This window comes from Rhizobium sp. WW22 (genome assembly GCF_047041135.1).
GTDB lineage: Bacteria > Pseudomonadota > Alphaproteobacteria > Rhizobiales > Rhizobiaceae > Rhizobium.
Map to the genome: position 1 here is coordinate 791,241 of NZ_CP178198.1, position 25,817 is coordinate 817,057.

Consider the following 25,817-nt stretch of genomic DNA (forward strand, 5'->3'; position numbering starts at 1 on the left):
CCCTCAGATTTCGTCTATGAACATTGCCAGCACGGTTTTCAGGCGGTCGTGCCGTGCTTCGGCAAACCTGGCTCCGGTCTCGGTCTGGAATCCATCCGCCAGTTTGAACAGCTTTGTCTCGAAATGGTCAATCGCGAAGCGCTTGTCGTCAAGCGGCCGCTCCGTCGCAAGCGGATCGAACGGGTCGTACAGGCCGGAGCCGAGACGCCCGGCAATGTAGAAACAGCGCGCAGCGCCCACCATGCCGATGGCATCCAGCCGGTCGGCATCCTGCAGGATCTTCGCTTCCAATGTTTCCGGTGGCAGGTTGGCAGAGAAGCTATGTGTGGTGATCGCATGCGCAGCAGCGGCAATGTCGTCGTCTGCCCAGCCGAGTTGCCGCAGAATGCCCGAAGCTTTCTCGGCCGCGAGCCGCGAGGCCTGCGCGCGATGCGGCGAATTCTTTTCGACGGCGACGCAATCATGCAGTAGCACGGCCGCGGCGAGAATGCGCGCATTGCCGCCTTCTTCGGCCTGGATGGCCATGGCATTGCGGAAGACGCGCAGGATATGGGCGATATCGTGCGAACCGTCATCGCCATCCGCGGCGTGGGGAATGAGATCCGCAGCCAGCACTTCGAACGGGGCGAAAGCCCGCGCCATCTTGTCGGTGTCCATAGCTGCACTTGCTCCGGGATGATCAGTCGGCAGGTTTTATTGTCCTATCGGGTCAATGGATTCGCCGCAATCATTCCGTCGCCTTCTTACGCGTCAGGATTTTTTGGTAGAACAGGCCGATACCGATCAGGACAGCGCCGAGGCCGATGAAGGACAGTGCCCGCAGGAAGCCTTCGAGATTCGCCATGTCCATGAGGAAGGCTTTGACGACGGCGATGAAGACCAGCACCGCCGAGGCGATGCGTAGGCTCCGGGCCTCGAAGCGGGCGCCGAGCCCGAGAAGTGCGATGCCGATCAGCAACCAGACGACAGAATAGGAATAGAGCTCGCCCTGGATGAAGCCGTTCCAGAAGGGAATGTACTCGCCCTGCCAGAAGCGTCGCACCGACAAGGTCGCCCATGCGAAGGCCATCACGGCCGCCGCGATAGCCAGCATTGCGACATAGGGGAGAGGACGCCGGTTGCGAGCAAAGAGCGCCAATCCGCCATAGGCCGCGGCAGGCAGAAGATAGGCGAGTAGCAGCAGGTTGAAGAGTGGGATGCGACCCGTGCTCTCGCCTGTCATGAACGGGTTCAGTCCCAGCAGATGCAGGGTGAGGATCATTGCGACCGAAATGACGCCGAGAGCCATGCCGCCGTAACGGAAGACAGGGCTCGCGGCGCTGAGATCGAGCGCCATCAGCGTTGCGGAAGCACCGATTGCCAGCAGCGTATAGATCGACTGTTGCCCGAGCGTTGGAGCCGCATCGTTCAGAACGCCGCCGTTCATGGCGTGGCGCACGAGAATGGCGATCGTTAACAGTACGAGGAAGCAGGCGAGCGCCTGCAAAGTGTTGCGCAGTCGCAGGCTCGGCGAATGACGCGTGATGAACGCCGCAAGGACGGCAAGAGCCGCCGGAATGCCGTAGCCGGCAAGCAGCATGTTGAAGAGCGGCGTCGTGCCGAGCTCCGAGGGGTCGACGATCGTCGGTTGCCAGGCGATGCGCCCCATAGTGATGACAAGCGCGGCAACCATGGTCCATGGCAGAACGGGCCAATTGCGCAGGCGTCCCGCCAAAAGATAGGCGATGCCGAGAACCGGCAGCAGGATCGTCGCGGTGGCATGATGCGCAAGCGTATGCAGGGCGAAGACTGCTGCGGCAAACGAACCGGCCGCGAGGATGTTCGTCGGCAGGTTCAGTTCTTCTCCGTCGCTGCGATCCTGCCATTCCGCAAGCCCGATGAGAACTAGCGCCAGTCCGATGCCGTAGAGCCCATGCAGCCAGTCGAGCGTCCAGTTGCCGAAGTTGACGAAGCTGATCGTCGCGATCGCTAAGGGCGTGGCTGCCATGACAAGGCTCCAGAGAGCGGCATAGGGCTTCTCCGCCTGGGCGAAGCGCCGGAGGAAGAAGGCGCCGATGACTACGAAGAGGGCGCCGAGGCCGAGGACCTCATAGAGCACCGTGCTCTGCAGGCTAGCGGTTCCATCCGCCGTGGATTCGATCCCGGCGATCCAGTTGGTCAGAATGCCGGACGTGCCGACCACGGCGACGAGCGCGGACAGGATCGTTGCCCAGGCTGCATGCAGGCGGCCGGCACCGAAGGCCGCAACCGCTGCGACGATCGCCGCAAACATGAATGTCGCATCGACGATTGGATATCCATATCGAAGGCTGAAGCCGACGATGCAGAGTGATACCGTGAGCGCACCGATGGCGGCCGTCAGCGTCATGCCGAGGGGCTGTCGGGCAAGAAATGCCGCCCATTCTATACCGGAGCTTACTCGCTGGGGCGTGTCTTCGGCCGGTGCCGTTGTTGCGTCTTCCTTCACCGCTTCTGAGACTGGATAGCGTCCCGGCCACAAGAAGATGGTGCCGCCGATCATGGCCAGCATGGAAAGCGTGACCGGCGCGAGATCCACGACCGGGCTGAATGTAATGTAGAGCAGCGGCCACAGGCTCAGAAGCCCATTTGCGAGCGATGGCGCGATCAGCCAGCGGCGCAGGCGCGACGCCAAAAGGGTCGCAAGCCAGGTCAGAACGAGATAGCCGAAGAGTGTCCAGGGACGTGGCGCGGTAGAAGCGATGAGGGCAGGGGTCGCCATCGACGCCAGCAGGCCGAGGCCGGCGAGCGCCTGCCCATGCAACAGCGATAGGCCGAGCGTCGCAAGCGAGATCAGCGCGAGAAGAGTGAAGGCGGTCGTAGGGCCTATGAATTCGTAGATGGCATGGGCCGCATAGGTCGAGCCAAACAGGGCCACGACACCGGCTGCCGTCAAGACGCCAGGGATCATCGCATTTTGAAAGGCGCTGTTCAGAACCGGCGCGGCGCGGCGGCGGATCACTTCGCCTGCAGCAATCAGGGCAAGGCCGAAGAGTGCCGCAAGAGCCAGACGCACGCCGGGGCTGAGAAGGCCGCTCTCGATCGAATATTTGACCATGAAGATGCCGCCGAGTGCCAGGGCGATGCCGCCGACCCAGACGGCCCAGCGTGCGCCGATTGTGCTTTCTAGGCTTTCCTTCGGTGGGGTGGAGGTCTGGCTCGCAAGAGGAGCGTCTTCTTCCTGGCCCGCATCCGCAATGTTGCGCGCAGCGAGAGCGGGCTCCTCGATTTCGGGCGCGGAAGTATCTTCGGTCGCGACTTTCGGTTCGTCGTCCATGGGTTGCGCGACGGCATAAGCCGCCGGAATCGATTCGCCCGTATCCGGCGTCAGCACCTTGCCCTCGAGAGCATTTTGCAGCTCCTGAACGCGCGCCTCAAGCTGCTTTATCCTTAGGTTGTGGCCCCGCAATACCACGATACCGACAATCAGGATGACGAGCGGCAACAATTCCATCATGTCCCCTCCATGGGCAATCCGTCGCACCATATACGAAACTGTTCATCGAGTAAGGCTGGATAGCCGGATTAGCCTATGATTCCAGGGGATTATGCCCCGTCGCCTGACAAGGCATCACAAAACCAATATTAGAAAATCCGGATTTGCCGCTTGGGAACTATGGTTAATACTCATTAACAATTTGTCTTTACCGGCAGCGCGAAGCAGCTTAATACCAGTTCCTAGTTTAGCTCTGAATGTATTGAGTACAAACGACGTCGCATGAGGCGGCTCCTACCCTAGGAGGTTTGTATGTCCCATGTTTCTTCCATATCCAATAGCTCCTATCCGTATCGTGGCACGCTCTCGCGCCTTGATGCGAATAACGACGGTCTTTTGAGCGAAGGGGAGCGCGCGGCGGCCGAGCGCCCCGGCATTCTCGAAGCCGACGATCCCGGTGCTGCTGCCGATGGTTCCAACAGCGCTTTGGGTAACCTGATCGCTAAGCTCATGCAATTGCCGGGCGCCGACGCTGCCTCTACGGCAAAGTCGCCGGAATCCAATGCCGTCTACGATCTTAATCTGCTGTCGCCGATGGATGCCTACAACAGTACCTACGGCCAATATGATGCCGATAGCGTAGCGGCCTGATACGTACTTTCATCCGATGAAAGGGCGGCCTGCCGGCGCACCGGCAAGCTGCCTTATCATTTTGATGTAGGATCATTTTTTCCAGTTACCGGAACCGTCATGCCTGCCATGCGTTGGGCAACAGCCACGCAGAACAGGGAGGGTGGTCCATGAAGCGGATAATGATCGTTGCAATTCTCGCTCTTGCCGCAGCCGCGCCCGCGGCAGCACAAACCCAAAGTCAAAATACCGCTACTGCCGATTTTGTCGGCCTCGACGGTAAGCAGGTCGGTCGGGCGACGTTGACTGAAGGTAAAAAGGGCGTGCTGATCGAATTGGAAGTGTCCGGCATGCCCGCCAATCGCTGGGTCGCCTTCCATATCCATGAGAATAGCCGGTGTGAGCATACGCACGGCTTCGAGTCCGCCGGCGGGCATTTCAATCCCACAAAGGCGGAACATGGCTTTCTGGCCGCCAGCGGGCCGCATGCCGGCGATATGCCCAACCAGTATGTCGATCAGGATGGCAAGCTGCGCGCCCAGGTCTTCAACGGCATGGTATCGCTGAACGGCAAAGACGGCATTCGCGGCCGCACGCTGATGATCCATGCGGAGTCCGACGATTACCGCAGCCAGCCCGTCGGCGGTGCGGGCAAGCGTCTGGCATGTGCCGTCATTCAATAGGGGCCGGCGGCCAGACAATCGAGAGTGAATCCAGCTATTGACGCGGTCGGCATCCGGCAGCGATTTTTCTGTCGAGGGCGTGCCTGCTGGCGATGATTTGATGGCCGTCGACGCGCTAGCTGTCCAAGGACAGTGTGAAAGGTGCATTGCCGTCGGCATCGGCGCCGCGGCCGATCTCTTTGACTGCGGCGACCAGGCGCCCCTGGCGTCCCAGCAGCTCATCACCGATGGCGACCAGTCGGGCGTTCGGCGTGACGAATGGCGAGCTTACCCGCAGCCGACGCACCAGCACTAAATCGTCTTGCTCGGGGTGAACGGTCAAAGCCGCGATCAGCGCCGCCGCCGGCGAGCGGGAGACGCCCATCCAGCAATGGATGAGCAAAGGCGCGCTTCGATCCCAGCCGGAGGCAAAATCGATAATCGCGCGAACATGCGCCTCCTGTGGAGCGACGAGATCGCCTGTCCCGGCAAAACTGATGTCGTTCATATGGAGCAGCAGATGCCGATCCGCCTGGATGACCGCTGGGCGGTGGAAGCTGTGCTCCTTGGCCATAAGGCTGATCATTTCGCGCGCGCCATGATGAACGGCCATTTCGGCAATGCGGGCGAGCGGCGATACGACGATCCTGGTCACGCCCCAACCCTCATGGCAGCGCGCTCCGCCTCGATCGCTTCGAAGCGCTTCAGAAACAGCCGCTGCGCCTCGATTGCCGGCATCGGCTCGATCGGCAGCATCTCGCGTGTGATGTCGCGCGGCTGGCCGAAGAATTTGCGGGCTTCATCGGGCGTGAAGCCTGCAAGCAGCGTCGCCTCGAAATATGCAGAGATCGTGTCGGCCTTCTTGATCTTTTCCTTGAGCTTCGGCGCGCAATGCGGAGGCAGGGCGAAGCGCCGGTAGATGGCTGCTTCGAGCCGTTTCTCCACGACCTTGTAATCGCCGCCGACGACGGACTTGAACGGTGAGATCATGTCGCCGATCACATATTCCGGTGCATCATGCAGCAAGGCGGCAAGCAGTTCGTCCGGCGTTGCCGGGTTGAGATGACGAAAGATCGCTTCCACCACAAGGCTATGCTGCGCCACCGAAAAGGCATGGTCGCCGGAGGTCTGGCCGTTCCAGCGCGCGACACGGGCAAGCCCATGCGCAATGTCACTGATCTCGACATCGAGCGGCGACGGGTCCAGCAGGTCGAGCCTGCGCCCGGATAACATGCGCTGCCAGGCGCGCGCAGTCGTCGCCGATGTCATGCCGACGCCTCGTCGGCGCGGGCGGGGAAGGAGAGGCCGGACCAGGCCGGCAGAGACACGGTGACGTCGATATCGCCAGCCCTTATCGGAGCTTCTTCGGCAATGGCTTCGCCGGCCCGGTCGATACGGACGATGGCAAGGCCCATATTGCCGGCGGTCGAGCCGAGAGTTCCGATCGGCTTGCCGCCGACGGTCAATTCCGTGCCGGAGGAGGGCAATTCGGCGCCGCCGCTGACGATGACGACGCGCCTGCGCGCCGTGCCGCGGTGGTGCACGCGCGAAACCACTTCCTGGCCGATATAGCAGCCCTTGCGGAAGCCAAGGCCGCCGTTCAGATCCATCAGCACATCATGCGGAAACGCGTCCTGCAATGCGAAATCGCGGCCGGAAACGGCAATACCGTTGGCGATCCGCAGCGCGTCATAGAGCGTATCGGGGTCGCTGCCGTGCTCGCCGGGCGTCCGGCTCAGCACAATCCCGGCCTTGGCGAAGCGGCTGTCCTTTGGCCCGTGCGTCGCATTATCTCCCCATGCGACCGTGACCCCCTGGGTATCCTCTGCGACGAAATCGACCTTGGCGCGCAGTCGATACATGGTGAGCCGCTTCAGCAGACCTTCCCGCTGTGCCGTGTCGGTTTCGAGTAAAAACTCTGCACCATCCCGCCAGATCATGAAGTCGAACAGGATCTTGCCCTGCGGCGCCAGCAACGCGCCGGGGCGAGCCTCATCGGCGCCAAGCCAGACGAGATCGGTGGTGATGAGATTGTGCAGAAACGCTTCTGCTTCCGCGCCGGTGATGCGGATGAACGAGCGCTCTCTGAGGAATACGGCTGGCATGATGGTTCCGCTGATTTGGCCTGAAGCACGTTGCGATCTCTAAGACTCGCTTCCGGCGCTTCAAGTCTTTGTTCTTGCGCATGTCGTTGTCACAAAACCGCTGTGCACTTTTGCGCGACATGCTTCATCACGCAGAGGTAGGGCCTTCAGCGAAGAACCGCAAGTTCTCCGGTCGGATCATTCGCCCGAGGTGAAGAATTTCCAGCGGCCGTCCGGCGTGATGCCGACGCGATAGAAATTATAGCCGCCGAATTCCTGCATGTCGGCATAGTCGCCGGCCGTCACGATACGCATCAGGTCGACCTTCTCCGGCGTGGAGAGGGTCTTGATGTCCTTCTCGGCAAAATAGGGCCAGACATAGACCTCATCCGGGGTTCCCTGGCCGACATGGGCAAAGCCTGACGACATGATGTCGAGGAGAATGGACTGGATTTCTATGCCGTCGGGATCGCCCGAAAGGTCATGCAGCGTCTTGATCGGATCTTCGCCGGGATCGTCGGCCGTAACCTGGGTCTGTTTCAGGCCTCCTCCGATGTTCATCAGCGGGCGCAGACGCTCAAGATCGCCGGAAGCGGCAGCCTCGACGATCGCGGTACGGAGCTTCTTTACTGGCTCGGGCGCCTTGTCGATATCGAAGAGGAATTCGACCGATTTGCCGGTACTGGAAGCGCCACCGCTGCTCTGTGCAGCCTGCTTGTTGATCAAGGGCTCAGGCGCCGGCAGCGCATTGTTGGCAGGTGCTTCCAGCGCCTGCTCGATCGGTTTCTCGTTTTTCTGTTGCGCGGACTTTGCTGTATCTCTCGCCTGGGGGGCTGGCGGATTGAGCTGAGAAAAGGCGCTAGCCGGAATGGGCAGAGCCACGCTGCCCAAAAACAGGGTTACGGCAGCGAAGGAGGCAATGGAACAGATGAGCGCATTGCCTGGAAAGATACGCATAAGCAATCTCTGGTTGTTATTGCAGGGTCCGGTTCGGAGAGAATTCACCAGCGAGCATGCGTTCACGCAGCGATTCGAGCAAGGCTTCGGCGCCCTGTTCCCCCTGAATCCTGATCGTCTCGCGAATTGCATGGGCAATGGCGGCGTCGGCGATGATTTCAGGCTCGATGCCGTCAGCCATACCGTCTGCCCAGGCTTCGTTCTGGTATTCCAGCGCTGCCTGCATCTTTTCATGAACGATCATGTCGTCGATTTCGTTCAGGCTGGCTTCCATTGTTTCTTTCCTCGAGACGTTCATGTCCTTACCACTTGCTTAATAACTTTATCAGCCTTTTCTCAAAACGACACGGCTCGCTGTCAAAAGAGGTTAATAAATCGTCAATTTCCAAAGCGCGCGGTGATTTCTGTTGCCAGTGTTGCACCTTCGTTACGGTATCGCTCTTCCGCAGTGCGGGCCTGCGGCGTGCAATTCGTGTAAACCGACGCAAAGGACCGATACCCACGGTTGAAAGCCGCAATCAGTCTTTCTCTTCGTTTCGGCTCGTTCTTAGTTTCCGTGTCGAGCAACTGCTGCATATCGCCCCGCCAACCATCCTCGCGCGTCGGACTGCAGAGATTGCGCAGATAGTCGATCGAGCCGAGGATTTCGGAGAGCCGCGACAGCTGTTCGTCGTAGGGTACCGGCTGCTCCGCACTCCCGCTATCCGGCACCTGTGCCGGCGGCCCGCTTGCTGCCGGCTGTGCGGCAGCGGGAAAGGCTGCGGCAAGCGCGATGCAGATCAGAAGCGGTCGGCCAAGGTTGTTATGAATCATGTAACCATGTTGACCGGACAAGCATGACGGGAACAAGGCATGGCAGGTGGTTTCCACCCCGATATTGCTCAGCATCGTTAATTTCGGGGCCGAGCTATGCGTTTTCTGCAGCAAGCCGTTCCACGCATTCGAGCACGCTGGCCGGAACGGGCAGGGCGCGTACCTCCTCCACCGTGTACCAGCCGATGGCAGCCGCATCGTCGGCAGCCTCGGCGACGGCATCCTCATCGGCGTCCACGAGGAAGACCGAGAGCAGGAAGTGGCTCGTCAGGGTCCCGTCTGCCGCGTGGGAGCGCAGGTCGTAAGTCTCGAACAAGCGGGGATTGCGGGCTGAGATGCCGGTCTCCTCCTTGAACTCGCGCAGTGCCGCGTCGGCCGGCGTCTCTCCGTCTTCGGCCCGCCCGCCCGGAAAGGCGTACATATCGGCGGACGGCGGATTGCTGCGCAAGACTAGCAGGAAGCGGCCGTTGCGCTCGAGAATGGCAGAGGAGGCAGGGCGGGGATTGGAAGCCATAGGTCGCTTTGCATCGGATGGGAAGATCGGTGTGTGACGACGAAGGTCATCGGCGACCAATCTCTACAGGAAACGCCGCTTGCTGTCCCGCGGGAAAGCCCCTTAACTCCGTTCCGGCGGAAGCCGCGATTCTGAATGCATCGAATATGGGAACGATCGGGGATGATCTACGGGCTATATGCTTTGGCTGCTCTCGCCGAGATCGCAGGCTGCTTTGCCTTCTGGGCGTGGCTGCGTCTGTCGAAGCCCGTCTGGTGGCTGGCGCCTGGCCTTGTCTCGCTGGCGCTCTTCGCCTGGCTGCTGGCACTGGTGCCAAGCGAGGCGGCGGGGCGCACCTTTGCTGCCTATGGCGGCGTCTATATCGTTGCCTCCATTCTCTGGCTCTGGCTCGCCGAAGGGCGGCTGCCGGACCGGTGGGATATTTCGGGCGCCATCATCTGCCTTGCCGGCGCGGGGATCATTCTCTTCGGTCCGCGCGGCTGACATCAGACTTGACCCTCCGCTTCTCGGGTGCAACACAGGCCTCATGTGCGGACGTTTCGCTTTGACATCGACGGCAGACCAGGTGGGCGAAGCGCTCGGCGTCCTGCTGAACGAGGCATTTCCCGCGCGCTATAATATTGCGCCGACGCAGCCGATCCTTGTCGTCATATCGGGCGATAGGCAGCGGCCGGGCAGTAACCTGCCGGATCGCCGTGCTCTGCTCGTGCGCTGGGGCTTTATGCCCGACTGGGTGAAGGACCCCAAGGATTTCCCGCTGCTGATCAATGCGCGAGCGGAAACGGCCATCGGCAAGGCCTCCTTTCGCGCGGCCATGCGCCATCGTCGTATCCTCATCCCGGCATCCGGTTTCTACGAATGGCATCGACCGCCGAAGGAAAGCGGCGAGAAGTCGCAAGCCTATTGGATTCGGCCTCGCAGCGGCGGCGTCATCGCTTTTGCCGGGCTGATGGAAACCTGGTCGTCGGCCGACGGTTCCGAGGTCGATACGGGTGCGATCCTGACGACGGCGGCAAACAGCGCCATTCGATCCATCCATGACCGCATGCCCGTTGTCATCAAACCGGAGGATTTCGCTCGCTGGCTCGATTGCAAGACGCAGGAGCCGCGCGATGTCCTTGATCTGATGAAGCCGGTTCAGGAGGATTTTTTCGAGGCGATCCCGGTTTCGGATCGCGTCAACAAAGTTGCCAATATGGGGCCGGATGTGCAGACACCCGTAGTGCTCGATCCGGTCAGAAAACCGCCGAAGAAGGCGGATCCGGACGATGGCCAGCTAAGCCTTCTCTGAGCGGCCGCCATTCGGCGGCCAGTGATCGGAAGTGCTGCCTGCCGGTATCGGTCGGCGGCGAGTGCAACGTTATTCTCAGGCGATCTTCTTCTTAAGAGGCTTCGTCTTCAGCATCAGATGTGCTGCAAGAACGGCTTTCAGGCCCAGCGGACGATAATGCTTGCTGGGGTCGATCTTTGCCTGCGGTTGTGCCGGCTGGTCTTTCTTCTGCGTCATGTTTCACTCCTCACCATGCTCCCCCGGAGCATTTTTCGATTCACAGTCGAGTAGTGGTTTTTGTCGTAAATCATGACAAATCGAAGGCGTTTTCCAATCAGCTTTTGTAAACAACGACCATATTTCGAGAGATTAGCGCCGAAACCTCGTGTAGAATCCGCACTGCCGCAATGTTTGAATCTGCGGAAATATCGCGCCGCGCCAGCTCCCCATTGCGCCGTTGAGCGATCACCATGTCTCTGATTGATAAGGAAGACTTGCAGACTTGTGGTTGCGGCGCAGCGAAGCTGCCGAAGGGCTGCCGCGCGGCAATTTAATATGCCGTCGTTAGATATGCCGGCCGATGTCGTCGTTGGAATCGTCGACATTAGGATCGGCGGGGCCGTTGATGGTGTAGGTGCCGTATTTCTTCGCCCAGGAGCGCGCACCGAAGGGCAGGGACAGCAAATAGATGACGACGGTTACGACCATGACATGCCATGTATAGCTCATCAGCAGCGCGACATAGACGACAAGGCCGAGCATGATTGGCAGCACCAGATCGCGCCTTACGCCGTTGCCTTCCGATTTGCCCGACCATACCGGCAATCGGCTGACCAGAAGAAAGCCGATGAGGACGGTGTAGGCAGCGCCCCATAAGGCGAAGGTGCGGTCCGGCGTCACGCCGAGAAAGCCGAGATAAACAGGCAGCAGCACCAGCATGGCGCCGGCAGGCGCGGGTACGCCGACGAAATATTCCGACTGCCAGGAGGCCTTGTGCTCGCGCTCGGCCATGACGTTGAAGCGGGCGAGCCGCAGGCCGGCGGCGATCGTGTAGATCAACGCGGCGATCCAGCCGAGCGAACGGGCCTGATCGAGAAGGAAGACGTAGACGACGAGCGCCGGGGCAACGCCGAAGTTGACGATGTCGGCGAGCGAATCCATCTGCGCGCCGAACTTCGAGGTGGCCTTCATCAGCCGCGCGACGCGCCCGTCGATACCGTCGAGGAAAGCGGCGACCAGCACGGCCACGACGGCGAGCTCGTAGCGGTTTTCGAAAGCGAGGCGAATGCCTGTCAGGCCCGAGCAGATCGCCAGCACGGTGATCATGTTCGGCACGATCAGCCGCAACGGAATTTCCCGGAGACGCGGTCCGCGTGCTTCGTCGTTGGGCCCGTGTGGCTCGAAAGGCGGAAAAGGCGTCTTCATCTCGCTCGTGTTCCTAGAGCAATTCCAGCAAAAGCGCGAAGCAGTTTTGTGTCCGGAATTGCGTGAAAGCAATGGTGTAGAGTATTTCCGTACCTCAATTTAGGGGGGAAATACTCTCGGATTCAGCTGCGGCGGCTAAGGGTTGCGCCCTTGGCCGAGCCGAATTCGGCAATAACGGTTTCGCCGGCGATCGCCCGCTGGCCGACGGCAACGCGCGACGAAGCACCTTCCGGCAGGAAGACATCGAGGCGCGAGCCGAAGCGGATGAGGCCGATGCGCTCGCCGGCATCCAGCGGCTCGTTCGGATGAACGAAACAAAGAATGCGCCTGGCAACGAGGCCGGCAATCTGCACGACGCCGATTTCGCCATGCTTTGTTTCGATCACGAGGCCGTTGCGCTCGTTCTGTTCGCTGGCCTTGTCCAGTTCAGCGTTGAGGAAGCTGCCCTGGCGATAGGCGACGTTGGTGATGCGGCCGCGCATAGGCGAACGGTTCACATGGCAATCGAAGACGTTCATGAAGATCGAGATACGCAGCATCGGCTGGCTGCCGAGGTTGAGCTCAGCCGGTGGCGTCACCATCTGCACGCTCGAAACCTTGCCGTCTGCCGGCGATATCGCCAGATCATCGTCCTGGGGCGTCAGGCGTTCGGGATCGCGGAAGAAATAGGCGCACCACAGCGTCAGGATCAGGCCGATCCAGAAGAGCGGCTTGAAGATCCAACCGAGCACCAGCGACGCGACGAAGAAGCCTGCAACGAAGGGATAGCCCTCCTTGTGTACGGGAACGATGACGTTGCGTACGCTGTTCATCAAGCTCATCTATGGCCTACTCCGTTAGGGCATTCCCGCCAGGAACCAGGCTCCGGTTCTCCGTCAAGATCATGCCAGTCAAAAGAATGAGAACAAGATAAGCGGTCTTGCTCTGAATACCAGTCGAGCGTGACTACAGGCAAACTCTGTCATGGGCAATGCTTTCGCACACTCGTCCTCAACGCAATCCGTGTCGAGCAAGATGCCAACGTTCCCCGGACTTGAAAAGCGTAGCCCATGGAAACCCGTGTGGGACGCAATGAAAAAGCCGCCGATGACGGCGGCCTCCTATGTTCTGCGTCGGCCGATCGGAAATCAGAGGCCGAGAGCAGCGCGGAGTTCCGCCTTGGCGCCTTCATACTCGGTCTTGTAATCGTCATGCGTCATGATGGTTTCGGCGATGACGGTACCCGCAATATGGGCGGCTTCGATATCGGAGGCGTAGTGGATGCCGCCGACGATGCGATTATGGCCGTATTCCCAGGCACGCGCCATGATGGCGGCGCGCTTTTCCGGCACCATATTCGCGAGCACGATGCCCATCAGCGTGCCGACAGTGGCATGGCCGGACGGATACGAGCCGGACTTGGAGAGCGGAACGATCGGCTTGACGAGGTCGCTGTAGAGATGCGGGCGCGGGCGCTTCCAGACATCCTTGGCGGGATCGACGACGGCGCCTTCGGTCTCGACGACGCGATCGAAGAAGGCCGAAAACTTCGGCAGGTTTTCCTTGGTGAATTTCGGATTGTCGATGACGTCGGAGAAGCGCCAGACGTTCTCTTCGGCATCGGCCACGGCGCGAGCCGCCATTTCCGGCGTGCGGGTCACCTGGATCGTCAGGATTTCGCCGAGCTCCGCCTTCATCTGCGCGGAATCATTGGCGGGTGGCGGCGGCAGCAGATCGAGAAGGTTGATCTCCTTGGCATCGGCGAAAGGCTTGGCATCTTCGGCGAAAACCGGCGAGGCCAGGCCGACGACGAGCAACAGGCTTAAAGCTTTGGCAAAAGTACGCATTTGGGGGCTCCCTTCAAAAGACCCTCGTACCTAGCAAGCTGTCATCTCAGTCTCGTGACAAAAATCGGTGCATAACCGCTACGCCTCGGTGCTGCCATGGGGAAAGGATTCAATGCATCCGCAGTTTTTCACCTTGCCGGCGCCAGGCGGTCGATAACGCCCAGGTCGTCGTTCTCGCGCACCTGCTTCAGATGCTCCTCGGCCTGCGTCGCCTCGCGCTGGCGGTTCCACATGGACGCATAAAGCCCGTTCCGTGCCAGCAGCTCGGCATGTGTGCCGCGCTCGGCGATGACGCCGCTTTTCAGCACGATGATCTCGTCTGCGCCTATAACGGTCGACAGGCGGTGAGCGATGACAAGCGTCGTGCGGTTCTTGGAGACGACGTCGAGGGCGGCCTGTATTTCGCGTTCGGTCGTCGTATCGAGCGCAGAGGTCGCCTCGTCGAGGATCAGAACGGGCGGCGATTTAAGAACGGTGCGCGCGATCGCCACGCGCTGCTTCTCGCCGCCAGACAATTTGAGACCGCGTTCGCCAACCTTGGTCTCGAAGCCTTCCGGCAGTTGACGGATGAAATCGCCGATCTGCGCGATCTCCGCGGCCGCCGTCACTTCCGCCTCGCTTGCGCCCGGCCGGCCATAGCGGACGTTGTAGGCGATGGTGTCGTTGAAAAGCACGGTATCCTGCGGCACCATGCCGATGACCTTACGCAGGCTCTTCTGCGTGACGGTTCGCAGATCCTGGCCGTCGATGGTAATCGTACCGCTCTGCACATCGTAGAAACGATAAAGCAGGCGCGACAACGTTGATTTTCCGGCGCCTGAAGGCCCGACGACAGCGACGGTCTTGCCTGCCGGAACTTCGAAAGAAATGCCCTTCAGGATCGGCCGGGCCGGATCATAGGCGAAATGCACGTCCTTGAACGCGATCGCGCCACTACCGATGACAAGTTCCTTGGCGTCAGGCGCATCGACCACCTCGGGCTTAACCTCGAGCAGATCGAACATCTCCTCGATATCGGTCAGGCCCTGGCGTATTTCGCGATAGACGAAGCCGATGAAGTTGAGCGGCACGGAAAGCTGCAGCAGCATAGCATTGATAAAGACGAAGTCACCGACCGTGTGTTGGCCGTTCAGGACCGACAAGCCGGACATGACTAGCATCACCGTCGTGCCGAGGCCGAAGATCAAGCCTTGACCGAAGTTCAGCCACCCGAGTGACGTCCAGACGCTGGTGGCTGCCTTTTCATACCGCTCCATCGATTGATCGAAGCGTTTGGCTTCCATCTCCTCGTTGCCGAAATATTTGACCGTCTCGAAGTTTAACAGCGAATCGATCGCCTTGGTGTTGGCGTCGGTATCGCTGTTGTTCATCGTCCGGCGGATGGAGATGCGCCAGTCGCTCGCCTTGACGGTGAACCAGATATAGAGCCAGACCGTGACGGCCGTGACTGCAAGATAGGAAAAGCCGTAGCCGCGCCAGAAGATGATCGCGGTCAACAGGAATTCGATGAAGGTCGGAAACGTGTTGAGGATCGTGAAGCGGACAATCGTCTCGATGCCCTTGGTGCCGCGCTCGATGATGCGCGAGAGGCCGCCGGTCTTGCGCTCCAAATGGAAACGCAGCGAGAGCTCGTGCATGTGCACGAAGGTCCTGTAGGCGAGCTGGCGCACCGCATACTGACCGACACTCGCAAACAGCGCGTCGCGCAGCTGGTTGAGGCCGAGCTGGATCAGGCGCGTCGCGTTCGTGGCGATGATCAAGGCGACAGCGCCGACCAAAAAGGCAGGCAGAATGCCCTGCATGTCGAGCTTGCCGTTCAGCGCGTCGACGGACCATTTGAAGAAGTAGGGGACCAGCAGCAGGAAGAATTTCGAGACTAGCAGGAAGACGGTCGCCCAGACCACCCGCATCTTCAGATCCATGCGCCCGCTCGGCCACATATAGGGCCAGAGATTGACGATTGTGTTCAATGGATTGCTGGAATCCGCCGATATGGTTTTCTTCTGGCCTGCCATGTCCGTCTCCGGCGAATAATTGGGCAGCCGGGCGTGGCAGCGTTTGCACAGCCGACTGGCAAGCCTTCACAGCCAAGACATGGCCATTGCACGAAGGCTATGGGGTCGGGGGACGCTTATACTATTTTCATGCCGTATAAAAGCAGCGGCCAGGTGTTGATGCACCTGGCCGCTGCCAATGTTCGCAACGCAACGTTGTTGCTGCTAGAGATGCTCGCCCGAAAGCCGCTTGCGATGAAGCGCCTCGGCATTCGGCAATGCATCCTTCGGCAGACCGAAGACCTGCCCCGGCAGGATCCGGTCCGGATTGTTGATCTTGTCCTCATTGGCCAGATAGATCGTCGTATAGCGCACTCCCGCACCGTAGATGCGGCGCGAGATCTGCCACAGCGTATCGCCGCGACGGATAATGACGGCATTGGTGTCCTGCGACAGCGGTGCCTGCTCGAGCGTTTTCGGCTCGTTGGACGAGACTTCGGCATTCGGCTGTGCTGGCGCCGTCTGCGCCGGCGCCGTGATAACGGCGATCATCTGTTCGAGTCCAGGCAGCGCGGCGCCGACCGACTTCGGGTCCTTCGGCAAGGCGACGAGAGCAGCTAGCGCCTTGCCGGCCACGCTGGAGGCATCGGCCGCAGCCTTCTTGAGCGCGGCGCTGGCGCTGATGGTCGGCCGGAATTCGGAGAGCGACTTCAACGCGATTTCCGTGCCGGAGCGGGCGGCTGCGAGCTGCTCCGTATTCGGTTGCTTACCGTCGATAAAGAGGCCCTTCAGCAGCGCGAAAGCCTTGCCGGCGCCTTCCTTGAGCTTGGCAAGCTCGCCCTCGTCGAGCGGTACCATGTTTGCCGTGGTCGCTTGCGCTTGACCATTGGCGGCGGGCGTCTGCGCCGCAACCGTCACCTGATTGCCCTCGGGGCGCGTGAAGTTGACGCTGGTCCGCACCACGACTTTGCCGGCACCGTCAAGCACATCGACGCGGATCTTGTGATCGCCGACGGCCAGAGGCATGGGTCCGTCTACGACGAAGTGACCGTCCGCACCCGCGACGTTCTCACCGATCAGCTTGTCGTCGGCATAGGCGCGGACCTTGGCATTCGGCTTCGCGGTGCCGGCAACGAAGATATGGTCGTTTTCGATCTCAACCGCATTGACCACGACGTCTTGATCCGCCTCCACCTTTGCTGCCGACGGCGTTGCCGTGCCTGCCGCAGGATTGGCGGATGCAACCGTGGTACCGTCTTGTTGCGGCTTGGCATCTGCCGTGGCTGCCGGCTTATCCGTCGCTTTGGCCTGAGTGTCGGCTGCGGACGCGTCCTGTTCGCCGGCGGTCACGCGGCCCTGCTTGGCGGAAGGCGCGGTGATGATGCGGCTTGCAGCGCCTGGCTTGGACACCATCGCGAGGACCTGGGTGGAATTGTCTTTCGGCACGGAGACAGTGGCGACTTCCTCGGAATTGACAGCCTTGCCGTCCTTGCCGGTAGCGCGCAGCACCAGTTCGTGGTCCCCAGGCGGCAGCGGATTGTCGAGCACGGCCGCAAAGTCGCCGCTCGGGCCGGCATTGGTGGTGGTGACGACCTTTTCGCCGTCGACGATTTCTAGCTTGGCATTCGGCTCCGCCGAGCCTGCGATAACCGTCGAGCCATCCGGCTCGACGCGCAACACGTCGAATGAGGGTACGCGAGGATTGGCAGCCGCGTTGGTCTCGGGCGCTTGTTGGCCTGTCAGCGCTGCGAAAGCCTTGTCGATCGCTGCACTCGCTTCGGCGGCATTGTCGGGGAGAGACTGGATGATGGTGAGCGCCTTGCCAGCGCCGTCCTGTACCTTCTTCACAAGCCCCGTGGTCGCTGCGTCGATTCCCTCAGGAAGCGCGAAGCCGACGATCGATTGCAGGGCGTTGGTTGCCTTCGTCTTTGCGGCCGTGAAGGTATCCTGGGACGGTGTGTTGCCATCCTTGAACAGCGCCTTGAGATCGGCAAGCGAGGTGGTTGCCGCACCCGTAAGCTCGGTCAGTTTCTTGGTGAGATCTGCGGTGTTGGCGGCATTCTGCGCGGTTTTGGTCGCGTTCTGTGCAGTCTCGCCGGCCTTCTGCGCGTTTTGGTCGATGGTGTTCTTCACCGTGTTGCTGGCTTGATTGACCGCATCGCCGATCGGGGTCTTGTCGCCGTTGATGCGCGGCATCACGAAGAAGACCATCAACAGGGTTGCAATTGCCAACACCAACAGAGCCAGCCACCCGGCAGGGTTCTTCATCATCATTCATCTCCACGCGGCGAAGTCGTCGCAACTCCTGAAATTGCTAGCGATTTCGGCTGCTTTTACAAGCTTTCTCAGCCATTTTCGCATGTCCCGGCACAAGTTTTCCTTTGAAAAATCTTGACTGAGCATCTGCAGCATAGTTGTTTGCATCCATGACCGACGATTCCACGCCAATTCGAACCATTTGCGTCTATTGCGGCTCACGGCCGGGGCGCGATCCCTCCCACATGGCTGCCGGCCGCGAATTGGGCAAAAGCATTGCCGAAAACGGCCTGCGCCTGATCTATGGCGGCGGAACGAAGGGCATCATGGGCGCTGTCGCGAGCGGCGTGCTATCGCACGGCGGTCAGGTTACCGGCATCATTCCGGAATTCCTCGTCGATATGGAAGCGACGCGCCATTCGCTCGGTCAGCTCGACGAGCTCATCATAACGCCTGACATGCATGCGCGCAAACACGGCATGTTCGAACGCGCCGACGCTTTCGTGGCATTGCCGGGCGGCATCGGCACTTTGGAAGAGATCGTGGAGATCATGACCTGGGGTCAGCTCGGCCGTCACGAAAAGCCGATGGTCTTCGCCAATATCAACGGTTTCTGGGATCCGATGATGGAACTCATCCGCCATATGACGGAAGAGGGCTTCGTCCATACCGCCCACCGCGTCCAGCCGCTGGTTATCGACAAGATCGCCGATATTATCCCGGCCATCCGCAAGCACGCTGCGGAGGTTCCCGGAGATCGCGGCGGCGAAGAGGCCGTCATTTCCAAGCTTTGACTGGGGATCTGCTAACAGGCCCGCTGGTTAGCCTCCTCTACTCTGACGCAGCATCGACCAGCTGTAGAGCACGAGACCGGCCCAGATCAGCGAAAATGCAACGAGCTGCGTCGTGCCGAAGGGTTCCTTGAACAGAAAGACGGCGATCAGGAAGACCATGGTCGGCACGATGTATTGCATGATGCCGATGGTCGACATTCTCAGAAGCTTCGCGCCGTTGGCGAAGATCATCAGCGGCAGCGCCGTCACGAGCCCGCAGCCGAGCAGAAGCGCGGTATCCGAAATGCCGGTTTGGTAAAAGTGGCCTTCCCCGCGCGCTTCCAGATAGAAGATGTAAAATGCTGCCGGGATGCAGAGCAGCAGCACCTCGATGAAGAAGCCCTGATTGGCTCCCACAGGCAGGGTCTTGCGAAAAAAGGCATAGAAGCCCCAGGAGAAGGTCAGCGACAACGCGACCCAGGGCAGGGTGCCGGCTTTCACCGTCAGAATGATGACGGCGGCGGCTGCAAGGCAGATCGCGACGATCTGCGTCGGCGCCAGCTTTTCCTTGAGCAGGATGGCGCCGAGCGCAATGCTGAATAGCGGATTGATGAAGTAACCGAGGGCGGCATCGAGCGAATGGCCGGCGCCGATCGCCCAGACATAGGTTCCCCAGTTGATGGTGACGAGCGTCGCCGTCAGTGACGCCATGGCGATTGTGCGTGGATTGCGAAACGCCGCCTTCACGTCCCCCATGCGTCCTAGCGCCAGAAGCACTGTGCCGGCGACGGGAACCGACCAGACGATACGATGGGCGATGACCTCGAAAGCCGGAATATGCGCCAGCGCCTTCATATAGAGCGGCAGTATGCTCCAGAATAGGTAGGCCGTCATCGCAAAGCCGAAGCCCCGGACTGCATCGTTGTTCTTGATTTCAGGTTTGACCGCGTCGGTGGCCATGAATTTTCCCGTCATTCTCTGTTATTTAAGACGGGATTACCCCAATGCATGCGGCATGGCTAATTCATTTCATTGACGGCATCGTCAAGCTTTTTGATGGGCGGCGGATCACTCCGCCGCGATCCTGCCGGCCATGTGCCGGTTTTTCATCAGCTTGTAGATGACGGAATCCATCAGCGCCTGGAACGATGCGTCAATGATGTTCTCGGACACGCCGACAGTCCACCAGCGTACGCCGTCGCTATCCGTAGATTCGATCAGGACTCGAGTTATGGCCTCCGTACCGCCATTGAGGATACGCACCTTGAAGTCGGCCAGTTCCAGGTCGTCGATCTCGTGCTGGTATTTGCCGAAATTCTTGCGCAGCGCCAGGTCGAGCGCGTTGACCGGGCCGTCGCCCTCGGCAACCGACATGATGGTCTCGCCATCGATGATGATCTTCACGACCGCTTCCGAGACGATTTTCACCCGGCCGTGGGAATCGAAGCGGCGTTCGACCATGACGCGGAAACCATCGATTGCGAAGAATTCCGGGATGGTGCCGAGCGTGCGGCGCGCCAAAAGTTCGAAGCTCGCATCCGCGCCTTCGTAAGCATAGCCTGTCGCTTCACGCTCCTTGACGATCTGGATCAGCTGGTCGAGCCTGGGATCATCCTTGCCGACCTCGATGCCGCGCCGTTTCAGCGCATTGATGAAATTCGACTTGCCCCCCTGATCGGAGACCATGACCTTGCGGAAATTGCCGACGCTTTCCGGCGGCACATGCTCGTAGGTGCGCGGATCCTTCAGCAGTGCCGAAGCGTGGATGCCGGCCTTGGTGGCAAAGGCCGAAGCGCCGACATAAGGCGCCTGATGATCCGGCGAGCGGTTCAGCAGCTCGTCGAAGGCGTGCGAAAGGCCGGTCAGCCCGACGAGTCGCTCCGCATCGATCGTCGTCTCGAAACGTTCGCTATAGGCCCTTTTCAGCGCTAGGGTCGGGATCAGCGTGATGAGATTGGCATTGCCGCAGCGTTCGCCGATGCCGTTCAGCGTGCCCTGGATCTGCCGCACTCCGGCTTCGACTGCGGCAAGCGAATTGGCAACCGCCTGGCCGGTGTCGTTATGGGCATGGATGCCAAGACAGTTCCCCGGAACGCCGCAGGCAATGACGGCCTCGACGATGGCGCGCACCTCAGGCGGCTGCGTGCCGCCATTGGTGTCGCAGAGCACGACCCAGCGCGCTCCGGCATCATAGGCCGTCTTGGCGCATGCCAGCGCATAGGTCGGATTGGCCTTGTAGCCGTCAAAGAAATGCTCGCAATCGACAAGAGCTTCCTTGCCGGCGCCAATGGCCGCCTTGACGCTTTCGGCGATGCTTTCGAGGTTCTCTTCGTTGGTACAGCCGAGCGCCACCTTGACGTGATAGTCCCAGCTTTTCGCGACGAAACAGATCGCGTCGGATTTCGCCTGCAGCAGGCTTGCAAGGCCGGGATCATTGGAGGTGGAGATACCGGCGCGCTTCGTCATGCCAAAGGCGACGAAGGTGGCCGATTTCGTGCGCTTCTCATCGAAGAAGGCCGTATCGGTCGGGTTGGCGCCGGGGTAACCGCCTTCGATGTAGTCCAGGCCGAACTCATCCAGCATGGTCGCAATCGCAATCTTGTCCTCGACCGAGAAATCGATGCCGGGCGTCTGCTGGCCATCGCGGAGCGTCGTGTCGAAGAGATAGATTTTTTCGCGTGTCATACTGTTTCCTCCGGCGGACCGGTTCTTGATAATGGCGTGCCCCTCATCCGTCCTCTCTCGGTTTCGCCCTTGCTAAACCGTTTGAGTCCACCTTCTCCCCGTTTGCACGGGGCGAAGGGCTTTTGAGGTCGTTCCCTCTCCCCGCGCGCGGGGAGAGGGCTAGGGTGAGGGGCCTTATATGGCCGATACCTTGCCTGCGAACTTGTCGGTGGCGCGGATGAGCTGGTCCAGGATGCCCGGCTCGGACGAGGCATGGCCCGCGCCCTCGATCAGGTGGAATTCCGCCTTCGGCCAGGCTTTGTGCAGCGCCCAGGCATATTTGGCCGGGCAGGGCATGTCGTATCGGCCATGGACGATGACGCCGGGAATGTCTTTCAGCTTGTAGGCGTCGCGCAGCAGTTGGCCCTCTTCGAGCCAGCCGGCATTGACGAAGAAATGGTTCTCGATACGGGCGAAGGCATGCGCATATTCCGCATCCTCGAACTGGGCGCTGACGGTGGGCTCCGGCAGCAGCGTGATCGTCTCACCCTCCCAGATCGACCACGCTTTGGCGGCCTCGAGGCGCGCAGCCTTTTCAGGGTGCGTCAGCAGCCGATGGTAGGCGGCCATCATTTCATGACGCTCTTCCGGTGGGATAGGGGCGATGAAACGCTCCCATTTGTCGGGGAACATTTCGGAGACGCCGAACTGATAATACCAGTCTAGTTCGGCCTTCGTCAGGGTATAGATGCCGCGCACGACCAGCTCAGAAACACGCTCCGGATGCGTTTCGGAATAGGCGAGCGCCAGCGTCGAGCCCCAGGAGCCGCCGAAAACCAGCCACTTTTCCGCGCCGGCCATTTCGCGCAGCCGCTCGATGTCAGCAACGAGGTGCCATGTCGTATTGGCTTCCAGGCCTGCATGCGGCGTCGAGCGCCCGCAGCCACGCTGATCGAACAGGGTCACGTCGTAGAGCCTGGGATCGAATACGCGGCGATGGCTGGGCGAGATGCCGCCGCCCGGCCCGCCATGCAGGAAGACGGCGGGCTTGGCGCCGGGCGTTCCCACCCGTTCCCAATAGATCACATGCCCGTCGCCGACATCGAGGTGACCGGAAGCATAGGGTTCGATTTCCGGATAGAATGTGCGCAGGACTTCGGTCATATTTTTAGTCCCTCCGCCGGCCAGACATCCGTATCATGGTCGGGATGCTGGAACGATATGATCTGCTCCTGTCGCGAGTAGAAATCCGGATCCTGATGGACTGGCTTTTCGAAAATCGTCTCCACCCAGGGCAGACGATAGGCGTGGTTGACCTGGATCTGAGGGGCGAGATCGTCGCGTTCGTCGAAGGCGCCGATGGCGATTTCGAGGCCGCCCGGATGACGGTAGGTCAGCGGTGTGCCGCAGTTCTTGCAGAAGCCGCGATCGATGTTGACGGAGGACTGGAAATAGGTCGGTTCACCGCGCGTCCATTCCAGGCCATCTTCAGGTGCCGTAACGAGGGCGGAGAAGAAGTTGCCGAACTGCTTTTGGCACATGCGACAATGGCAGATCGACGGACGGCCAAGCTCGCCGCGAATGCGAAACCGCACCGCACCGCATTGGCATCCTCCGCTTCTGATGGCTTCACTCATGGTGCTTCTCCTCTGGCCAGCTTCGGGTGTCGTAATCGGGATGTTGGTAGGATACGATGTCAAGCACGAAAGGCGCCTGCTCGGCGTCCTCTTCGGTCCGGTGTCCAGGCAGCAGATGCAGCCGATCGACGAAGCCGATCTTGGCTTCCGTGCCATATTGGACGACAGGCGGCAGTTGCGAGGGATCGTCGAAGGCACCGGCCGCAACTGCAATGCCATCGGGCGCCTCATAGGTCAGCGGCGTTCCGCAATCCCCGCAGAAGCCGCGCTTTACGAAGTTCGAGGATTGAAACGCCTTCCGCTGGCCACGTGTCCATGTAAGCTCGGCGCCGCGCACCGAAACCAGCGGCGCATAATAGGCGCCGAATGCCTTCTGACACATGCGGCAATGACAGATGGAGGCATCCTTCAGCTCGCCTCGCACCCGAAAGCGAACCGCGCCGCACTGACAGCCGCCGGTGTAGGTCATGCTCACCGCTTGATCTCCCAAGTCGTGATGCGCTCACCCGTCGCCGCATCCTTCCCATCCTTGAGCTGAACACCTCTTGCCGTCAGCTCCTCGCGAAGCTTGTCAGCCTCGGCGAAGTTCTTTGCCTTCAGCAACTCCAGACGCTGGCGCACCTTGGCATCGATCTCTGCGGCTACAGCTTCGTCGATCTCCGCCTTCTTCGGCAGCAGGCCGAGAAGATCGGCGCTGGCCGCGAAGACCGACAGGAGGCGGGCATCGGCATTGGCAGCTTGCGCCAGGGCATGCAGTGCTTGGATGGCGGCAACGGTGTTGAGATCGTCGCCGAGTGCGGCAAGCACGGTTTCATCGGGAGTCGCCCCACTTACTTCGGCAGCCGGCCATTTGGCGATCAGCCGTTCGGCTTCTTCGAGGCGCTTCACGGAAAAGTCGATCGGCTCGCGATAATGCGTCATCAGCATCGCAAGCCTCAGCACCTCACCCGGCCACGTCCGGCCGCCGAGTTTGTCCGTCTGCAGCAGTTCGTGGATAGTGACGAAATTGCCCTCCGATTTCGACATCTTACGGCCTTCGACCTGTACGAAGCCGTTATGCATCCAGACGTTCGCCATCGCATGCGTACCGTGCGCGCAACGCGATTGGGCGATTTCGTTCTCATGATGCGGAAAGATCAGGTCGAGCCCGCCGCCATGAATGTCGAAGACATCGCCGAGATAGCGCCCGCTCATGGCCGAGCACTCGATATGCCAGCCCGGGCGGCCGCGGCCCCAGGGACTTTCCCAGCCGGGCTCGTTCTCAGCGGAGAGCTTCCACAGCACGAAATCGCCAGCGCTCTTCTTGTGTTCGTCGACTGCGACGCGGGCGCCAGCCTGCTGCTCGTCGAGATTGCGCTTCGAAAGCTGACCGTAATCGGCCATCGACTTGGTGTCGAACAGCACCTCGCCGGCCGCCCGATAGGCATGGCCCTTGGCGATCAGCGTTTCGATGATCGCGATCATCTGCGCGATGTTTTCAGTCGCCCGCGGCTGCACAGATGGCTCCAGGCAGCCGAGCGCCGTCGTATCCTCGCGGTACTGCCGTTCGGTCTTTTCCGTCACCAGGCGGATCGCGTCGTTCAGCGGCAGGCCAGGATGGTCGCGTAGCGCTCGCGCGTTGATCTTGTCGTCGACATCGGTGATATTGCGGACATAGGTGACACAGCTCTCGCCGTAGACATGCCGCAGCAGCCGGAACAGCACGTCGAAAACGATCGCCGGACGGGCATTGCCGATATGGGCGAAATCATAGACCGTCGGGCCGCAGACATACATGCGGACGTTGTTGCGGTCGATCGGCTGGAAATCGACCTTTTCGCGCGTCAGCGTGTTGTAGAACTTCAATTGCGGCTCGGCGGCCATATCATTCTCCCAAGGCATAAATCCGAAAATACCGTCACCGGCAGGCCGGACGTTTGTCATCTTGGATTTTGGGAGACGAAAACGGCCAGGCCAGCGAAACGCTAGCGAATAATCTTCCGGCAGATAATGCAGATAACCGTTTTCATGGGCGGCTTTATCGCGCGCCGGATGAATTTGGTCAAGTAGGGATAAGGCGTCTCGCGCAAAGGCCTGGGATGTTTTTATTCCGGCATCCGATAGTCGACGAGCCTGTTCTCGCGCGCGACGAAAAGCTTGCCGGTTTCAGTGACGTCTGGGCCGGTGAGCGGGACGATCGCCTGGGCGATCTCGCGCGGATGCGGCAGCGTATCCGGGTCTTCGCCGGGCATCGCCTGGGCGCGCATGGCGGTGCGGGTAGCACCGGGATCGACGCTGGTGATGCGCAGCGGCGTGCTCTGCGTTTCCCCGGCCCAGGTGCGGGCCAAAGCCTCGACAGCCGCCTTAGAGGCGGAATAGGGACCCCAGAAGGGCCGGCAGCGATGAGCGGCGGCCGAGGAGAGGATGACGGCGCGACCGGCATCGGAGCGCATCAGCAGCGGCTCGACGGAGCGGATCAGTCGCCATGTGGCGGTGACATTGATCGTCATCACCTTCTCGAACACCTTGGCTTCGACGTGGCCGATCGGCGAGATCACGCCGAGGACACCCGCATTGGCGACCAGAATATCGAGTTTGCCCCACCGCTCGTAGATGGAAGCGCCGAGCGCGTCGATGGCATTCATGTCGGCAAGGTCGAAAGGAACGAGAGTTGCCGAGCCGCCGGCAGCCTTGATGGCATCGTCAAGCTCTTCAAGCCCGCCAACCGTGCGAGCGCAGGCGATCACGTGCGCACCAGCCTTGGCCAGTTCCAGTGCCGTGAAATAGCCGATACCGCGCGATGCGCCGGTGACGAGGGCGATCTTGTCCTTGAGATTGACGCTCATGCTGCCTGGATCCGGATATGTAAGGGAAGGGAG

The 25,817-nt window shown here is 60.6% G+C and carries 27 protein-coding genes; 5 read left to right on the forward strand and 22 right to left on the reverse strand.

Annotation, left to right across the window (positions count from 1 at the left end):
• Positions 1 to 3: 3 nt before the first annotated feature.
• A complete protein-coding gene (locus ACK83U_RS04005) occupies positions 4 to 657 on the reverse strand; it encodes an HD domain-containing protein (protein ID WP_405047961.1) in 654 nt (217 codons plus the stop codon).
• A gap of 70 nt (positions 658 to 727) precedes the next feature.
• Positions 728 to 3,475 carry a DUF2339 domain-containing protein gene (locus ACK83U_RS04010; RefSeq protein WP_412474792.1) on the reverse strand — a complete coding sequence of 916 codons (2,748 nt, stop codon included), beginning with the start codon at positions 3,473 to 3,475 and terminating at the stop codon, positions 728 to 730.
• A gap of 291 nt (positions 3,476 to 3,766) precedes the next feature.
• Here ACK83U_RS04010 and ACK83U_RS04015 point away from each other — a divergent pair, with 291 nt between their 5' ends.
• Positions 3,767 to 4,105, forward strand: a complete 339-nt coding sequence (locus tag ACK83U_RS04015) for a hypothetical protein (RefSeq protein WP_112414598.1) — start codon at positions 3,767 to 3,769, stop codon at positions 4,103 to 4,105.
• Between the two features lie 149 nt (positions 4,106 to 4,254).
• Positions 4,255 to 4,767, forward strand: a complete 513-nt coding sequence (locus tag ACK83U_RS04020) for a superoxide dismutase family protein (RefSeq protein WP_112607369.1) — start codon at positions 4,255 to 4,257, stop codon at positions 4,765 to 4,767.
• Positions 4,768 to 4,882: 115 nt separating this feature from the next.
• Here the strand turns inward: ACK83U_RS04020 and ACK83U_RS04025 are convergent, their stop codons facing one another.
• The 7 genes from ACK83U_RS04025 to ACK83U_RS04055 form a co-directional block, all read right to left on the reverse strand.
• The gene (locus ACK83U_RS04025) at positions 4,883 to 5,401 is read right to left on the reverse strand and encodes a tyrosine phosphatase family protein (RefSeq protein ID WP_112607367.1); all 519 of its coding nucleotides are present in this window, start codon (positions 5,399 to 5,401) and stop codon (positions 4,883 to 4,885) included.
• On the reverse strand, positions 5,398 to 6,015 hold the full coding sequence (locus tag ACK83U_RS04030; RefSeq protein WP_112337952.1) for a YfbR-like 5'-deoxynucleotidase: 618 nt from the start codon (positions 6,013 to 6,015) through the stop codon (positions 5,398 to 5,400). Before ACK83U_RS04030 ends, ACK83U_RS04025 begins: the two co-directional genes overlap by 4 nt.
• Complete coding sequence (locus ACK83U_RS04035; RefSeq protein WP_112607365.1) at positions 6,012 to 6,851, reverse strand: YgfZ/GcvT domain-containing protein; 840 nt, start codon at positions 6,849 to 6,851, stop codon at positions 6,012 to 6,014. The genes ACK83U_RS04030 and ACK83U_RS04035 overlap by 4 nt, the downstream gene beginning before the upstream one ends.
• A gap of 177 nt (positions 6,852 to 7,028) precedes the next feature.
• The gene (locus tag ACK83U_RS04040; RefSeq protein ID WP_112607361.1) at positions 7,029 to 7,787 is read right to left on the reverse strand and encodes a hypothetical protein; all 759 of its coding nucleotides are present in this window, start codon (positions 7,785 to 7,787) and stop codon (positions 7,029 to 7,031) included.
• A 16-nt stretch (positions 7,788 to 7,803) separates the two neighbouring features.
• Positions 7,804 to 8,061 (reverse strand): hypothetical protein, encoded by a 258-nt coding sequence (locus ACK83U_RS04045; protein ID WP_015339315.1) that lies wholly within the window; start codon positions 8,059 to 8,061, stop codon positions 7,804 to 7,806.
• Positions 8,062 to 8,165: 104 nt separating this feature from the next.
• Entirely contained in the window at positions 8,166 to 8,600 is a 435-nt protein-coding gene (locus ACK83U_RS04050; RefSeq protein ID WP_183710537.1) for a TIGR02301 family protein, read from the reverse strand.
• A gap of 94 nt (positions 8,601 to 8,694) precedes the next feature.
• Positions 8,695 to 9,114, reverse strand: a complete 420-nt coding sequence (locus ACK83U_RS04055; protein WP_112607357.1) for an NUDIX hydrolase — start codon at positions 9,112 to 9,114, stop codon at positions 8,695 to 8,697.
• 162 nt (positions 9,115 to 9,276) lie between these two features.
• Between ACK83U_RS04055 and ACK83U_RS04060 the strand changes: the two genes are divergently transcribed.
• Together ACK83U_RS04060 and ACK83U_RS04065 are read left to right on the forward strand one after the other, a co-directional pair.
• On the forward strand, positions 9,277 to 9,597 hold the full coding sequence (locus ACK83U_RS04060) for a YnfA family protein (RefSeq protein ID WP_112414602.1): 321 nt from the start codon (positions 9,277 to 9,279) through the stop codon (positions 9,595 to 9,597).
• Between the two features lie 43 nt (positions 9,598 to 9,640).
• Positions 9,641 to 10,405, forward strand: a complete 765-nt coding sequence (locus ACK83U_RS04065; protein WP_112607355.1) for an SOS response-associated peptidase — start codon at positions 9,641 to 9,643, stop codon at positions 10,403 to 10,405.
• Positions 10,406 to 10,480: 75 nt separating this feature from the next.
• Here the strand turns inward: ACK83U_RS04065 and ACK83U_RS04070 are convergent, their stop codons facing one another.
• The 6 genes from ACK83U_RS04070 to ACK83U_RS04095 all read right to left on the reverse strand — a co-directional run bounded on the left by ACK83U_RS04070 (position 10,481) and on the right by ACK83U_RS04095 (position 17,900).
• Positions 10,481 to 10,621: a hypothetical protein gene (locus ACK83U_RS04070; protein WP_015339320.1), complete on the reverse strand. Its 141-nt coding sequence runs from the start codon at positions 10,619 to 10,621 to the stop codon at positions 10,481 to 10,483.
• A gap of 327 nt (positions 10,622 to 10,948) precedes the next feature.
• Entirely contained in the window at positions 10,949 to 11,809 is an 861-nt protein-coding gene (gene pssA, locus ACK83U_RS04075; RefSeq protein ID WP_112337946.1) for a CDP-diacylglycerol--serine O-phosphatidyltransferase, read from the reverse strand.
• A gap of 122 nt (positions 11,810 to 11,931) precedes the next feature.
• Positions 11,932 to 12,630, reverse strand: coding sequence for a phosphatidylserine decarboxylase (locus ACK83U_RS04080; protein ID WP_015339322.1), 699 nt, complete (start codon positions 12,628 to 12,630; stop codon positions 11,932 to 11,934).
• Positions 12,631 to 12,936: 306 nt separating this feature from the next.
• Entirely contained in the window at positions 12,937 to 13,635 is a 699-nt protein-coding gene (locus ACK83U_RS04085; RefSeq protein ID WP_112607353.1) for an acid phosphatase, read from the reverse strand.
• 128 nt (positions 13,636 to 13,763) lie between these two features.
• Positions 13,764 to 15,650, reverse strand: coding sequence for an ABCB family ABC transporter ATP-binding protein/permease (locus ACK83U_RS04090; protein WP_112607351.1), 1,887 nt, complete (start codon positions 15,648 to 15,650; stop codon positions 13,764 to 13,766).
• Positions 15,651 to 15,854: 204 nt separating this feature from the next.
• Positions 15,855 to 17,900, reverse strand: a complete 2,046-nt coding sequence (locus ACK83U_RS04095) for a LysM peptidoglycan-binding domain-containing protein (protein WP_112607625.1) — start codon at positions 17,898 to 17,900, stop codon at positions 15,855 to 15,857.
• 155 nt (positions 17,901 to 18,055) lie between these two features.
• Here ACK83U_RS04095 and ACK83U_RS04100 point away from each other — a divergent pair, with 155 nt between their 5' ends.
• Entirely contained in the window at positions 18,056 to 18,679 is a 624-nt protein-coding gene (locus ACK83U_RS04100; protein WP_015339326.1) for a TIGR00730 family Rossman fold protein, read from the forward strand.
• 27 nt (positions 18,680 to 18,706) lie between these two features.
• Here ACK83U_RS04100 and rarD read toward each other — a convergent pair whose 3' ends face one another.
• The 7 genes from rarD to ACK83U_RS04135 form a co-directional block, all read right to left on the reverse strand.
• Positions 18,707 to 19,618, reverse strand: coding sequence for an EamA family transporter RarD (gene rarD / locus ACK83U_RS04105; protein ID WP_112607349.1), 912 nt, complete (start codon positions 19,616 to 19,618; stop codon positions 18,707 to 18,709).
• A 108-nt stretch (positions 19,619 to 19,726) separates the two neighbouring features.
• Complete coding sequence (gene cimA, locus ACK83U_RS04110) at positions 19,727 to 21,343, reverse strand: citramalate synthase (RefSeq protein ID WP_112607347.1); 1,617 nt, start codon at positions 21,341 to 21,343, stop codon at positions 19,727 to 19,729.
• Between the two features lie 174 nt (positions 21,344 to 21,517).
• Positions 21,518 to 22,486 carry a prolyl aminopeptidase gene (gene pip / locus ACK83U_RS04115; RefSeq protein ID WP_112607345.1) on the reverse strand — a complete coding sequence of 323 codons (969 nt, stop codon included), beginning with the start codon at positions 22,484 to 22,486 and terminating at the stop codon, positions 21,518 to 21,520.
• On the reverse strand, positions 22,483 to 22,959 hold the full coding sequence (locus tag ACK83U_RS04120; RefSeq protein ID WP_112337940.1) for a GFA family protein: 477 nt from the start codon (positions 22,957 to 22,959) through the stop codon (positions 22,483 to 22,485). Before ACK83U_RS04120 ends, pip begins: the two co-directional genes overlap by 4 nt.
• A complete protein-coding gene (locus tag ACK83U_RS04125; protein ID WP_112337939.1) occupies positions 22,952 to 23,428 on the reverse strand; it encodes a GFA family protein in 477 nt (158 codons plus the stop codon). Before ACK83U_RS04125 ends, ACK83U_RS04120 begins: the two co-directional genes overlap by 8 nt.
• A gap of 2 nt (positions 23,429 to 23,430) precedes the next feature.
• Entirely contained in the window at positions 23,431 to 24,822 is a 1,392-nt protein-coding gene (gene cysS / locus ACK83U_RS04130; protein WP_112607343.1) for a cysteine--tRNA ligase, read from the reverse strand.
• A gap of 221 nt (positions 24,823 to 25,043) precedes the next feature.
• The gene (locus tag ACK83U_RS04135) at positions 25,044 to 25,784 is read right to left on the reverse strand and encodes an SDR family NAD(P)-dependent oxidoreductase (protein ID WP_112607341.1); all 741 of its coding nucleotides are present in this window, start codon (positions 25,782 to 25,784) and stop codon (positions 25,044 to 25,046) included.
• Between the last annotated feature and the right edge of the window lie 33 nt (positions 25,785 to 25,817).

Excerpts from the sequence above, each read along its gene's own strand:
- ACK83U_RS04030 (WP_112337952.1), bottom strand. The coding sequence starts at position 6,015 with ATGACATCGGCGACGACTGCGCGCGCCTGGCAGCGCATGTTATCCGGG.
- ACK83U_RS04005 (WP_405047961.1), bottom strand. The coding sequence starts at position 657 with ATGGACACCGACAAGATGGCGCGGGCTTTCGCCCCGTTCGAAGTGCTG.
- pip (WP_112607345.1), bottom strand. The coding sequence starts at position 22,486 with ATGACCGAAGTCCTGCGCACATTCTATCCGGAAATCGAACCCTATGCT.
- ACK83U_RS04090 (WP_112607351.1), bottom strand. The coding sequence starts at position 15,650 with ATGGCAGGCCAGAAGAAAACCATATCGGCGGATTCCAGCAATCCATTG.
- ACK83U_RS04135 (WP_112607341.1), bottom strand. The coding sequence starts at position 25,784 with ATGAGCGTCAATCTCAAGGACAAGATCGCCCTCGTCACCGGCGCATCG.
- pssA (WP_112337946.1), bottom strand. The coding sequence starts at position 11,809 with ATGAAGACGCCTTTTCCGCCTTTCGAGCCACACGGGCCCAACGACGAA.
- ACK83U_RS04015 (WP_112414598.1), top strand. The coding sequence starts at position 3,767 with ATGTCCCATGTTTCTTCCATATCCAATAGCTCCTATCCGTATCGTGGC.
- ACK83U_RS04100 (WP_015339326.1), top strand. The coding sequence starts at position 18,056 with ATGACCGACGATTCCACGCCAATTCGAACCATTTGCGTCTATTGCGGC.
- ACK83U_RS04060 (WP_112414602.1), top strand. The coding sequence starts at position 9,277 with ATGATCTACGGGCTATATGCTTTGGCTGCTCTCGCCGAGATCGCAGGC.
- ACK83U_RS04120 (WP_112337940.1), bottom strand. The coding sequence starts at position 22,959 with ATGAGTGAAGCCATCAGAAGCGGAGGATGCCAATGCGGTGCGGTGCGG.
- ACK83U_RS04040 (WP_112607361.1), bottom strand. The coding sequence starts at position 7,787 with ATGCGTATCTTTCCAGGCAATGCGCTCATCTGTTCCATTGCCTCCTTC.
- cimA (WP_112607347.1), bottom strand. The coding sequence starts at position 21,343 with ATGACACGCGAAAAAATCTATCTCTTCGACACGACGCTCCGCGATGGC.
- ACK83U_RS04055 (WP_112607357.1), bottom strand. The coding sequence starts at position 9,114 with ATGGCTTCCAATCCCCGCCCTGCCTCCTCTGCCATTCTCGAGCGCAAC.
- ACK83U_RS04125 (WP_112337939.1), bottom strand. The coding sequence starts at position 23,428 with ATGACCTACACCGGCGGCTGTCAGTGCGGCGCGGTTCGCTTTCGGGTG.
- ACK83U_RS04045 (WP_015339315.1), bottom strand. The coding sequence starts at position 8,061 with ATGGAAGCCAGCCTGAACGAAATCGACGACATGATCGTTCATGAAAAG.
- rarD (WP_112607349.1), bottom strand. The coding sequence starts at position 19,618 with ATGGCCACCGACGCGGTCAAACCTGAAATCAAGAACAACGATGCAGTC.
- ACK83U_RS04020 (WP_112607369.1), top strand. The coding sequence starts at position 4,255 with ATGAAGCGGATAATGATCGTTGCAATTCTCGCTCTTGCCGCAGCCGCG.
- ACK83U_RS04065 (WP_112607355.1), top strand. The coding sequence starts at position 9,641 with ATGTGCGGACGTTTCGCTTTGACATCGACGGCAGACCAGGTGGGCGAA.
- ACK83U_RS04095 (WP_112607625.1), bottom strand. The coding sequence starts at position 17,900 with ATGATGAAGAACCCTGCCGGGTGGCTGGCTCTGTTGGTGTTGGCAATT.
- cysS (WP_112607343.1), bottom strand. The coding sequence starts at position 24,822 with ATGGCCGCCGAGCCGCAATTGAAGTTCTACAACACGCTGACGCGCGAA.
- ACK83U_RS04085 (WP_112607353.1), bottom strand. The coding sequence starts at position 13,635 with ATGCGTACTTTTGCCAAAGCTTTAAGCCTGTTGCTCGTCGTCGGCCTG.
- ACK83U_RS04050 (WP_183710537.1), bottom strand. The coding sequence starts at position 8,600 with ATGATTCATAACAACCTTGGCCGACCGCTTCTGATCTGCATCGCGCTT.
- ACK83U_RS04010 (WP_412474792.1), bottom strand. The coding sequence starts at position 3,475 with ATGATGGAATTGTTGCCGCTCGTCATCCTGATTGTCGGTATCGTGGTA.
- ACK83U_RS04070 (WP_015339320.1), bottom strand. The coding sequence starts at position 10,621 with ATGACGCAGAAGAAAGACCAGCCGGCACAACCGCAGGCAAAGATCGAC.
- ACK83U_RS04035 (WP_112607365.1), bottom strand. The coding sequence starts at position 6,851 with ATGCCAGCCGTATTCCTCAGAGAGCGCTCGTTCATCCGCATCACCGGC.
- ACK83U_RS04080 (WP_015339322.1), bottom strand. The coding sequence starts at position 12,630 with ATGAGCTTGATGAACAGCGTACGCAACGTCATCGTTCCCGTACACAAG.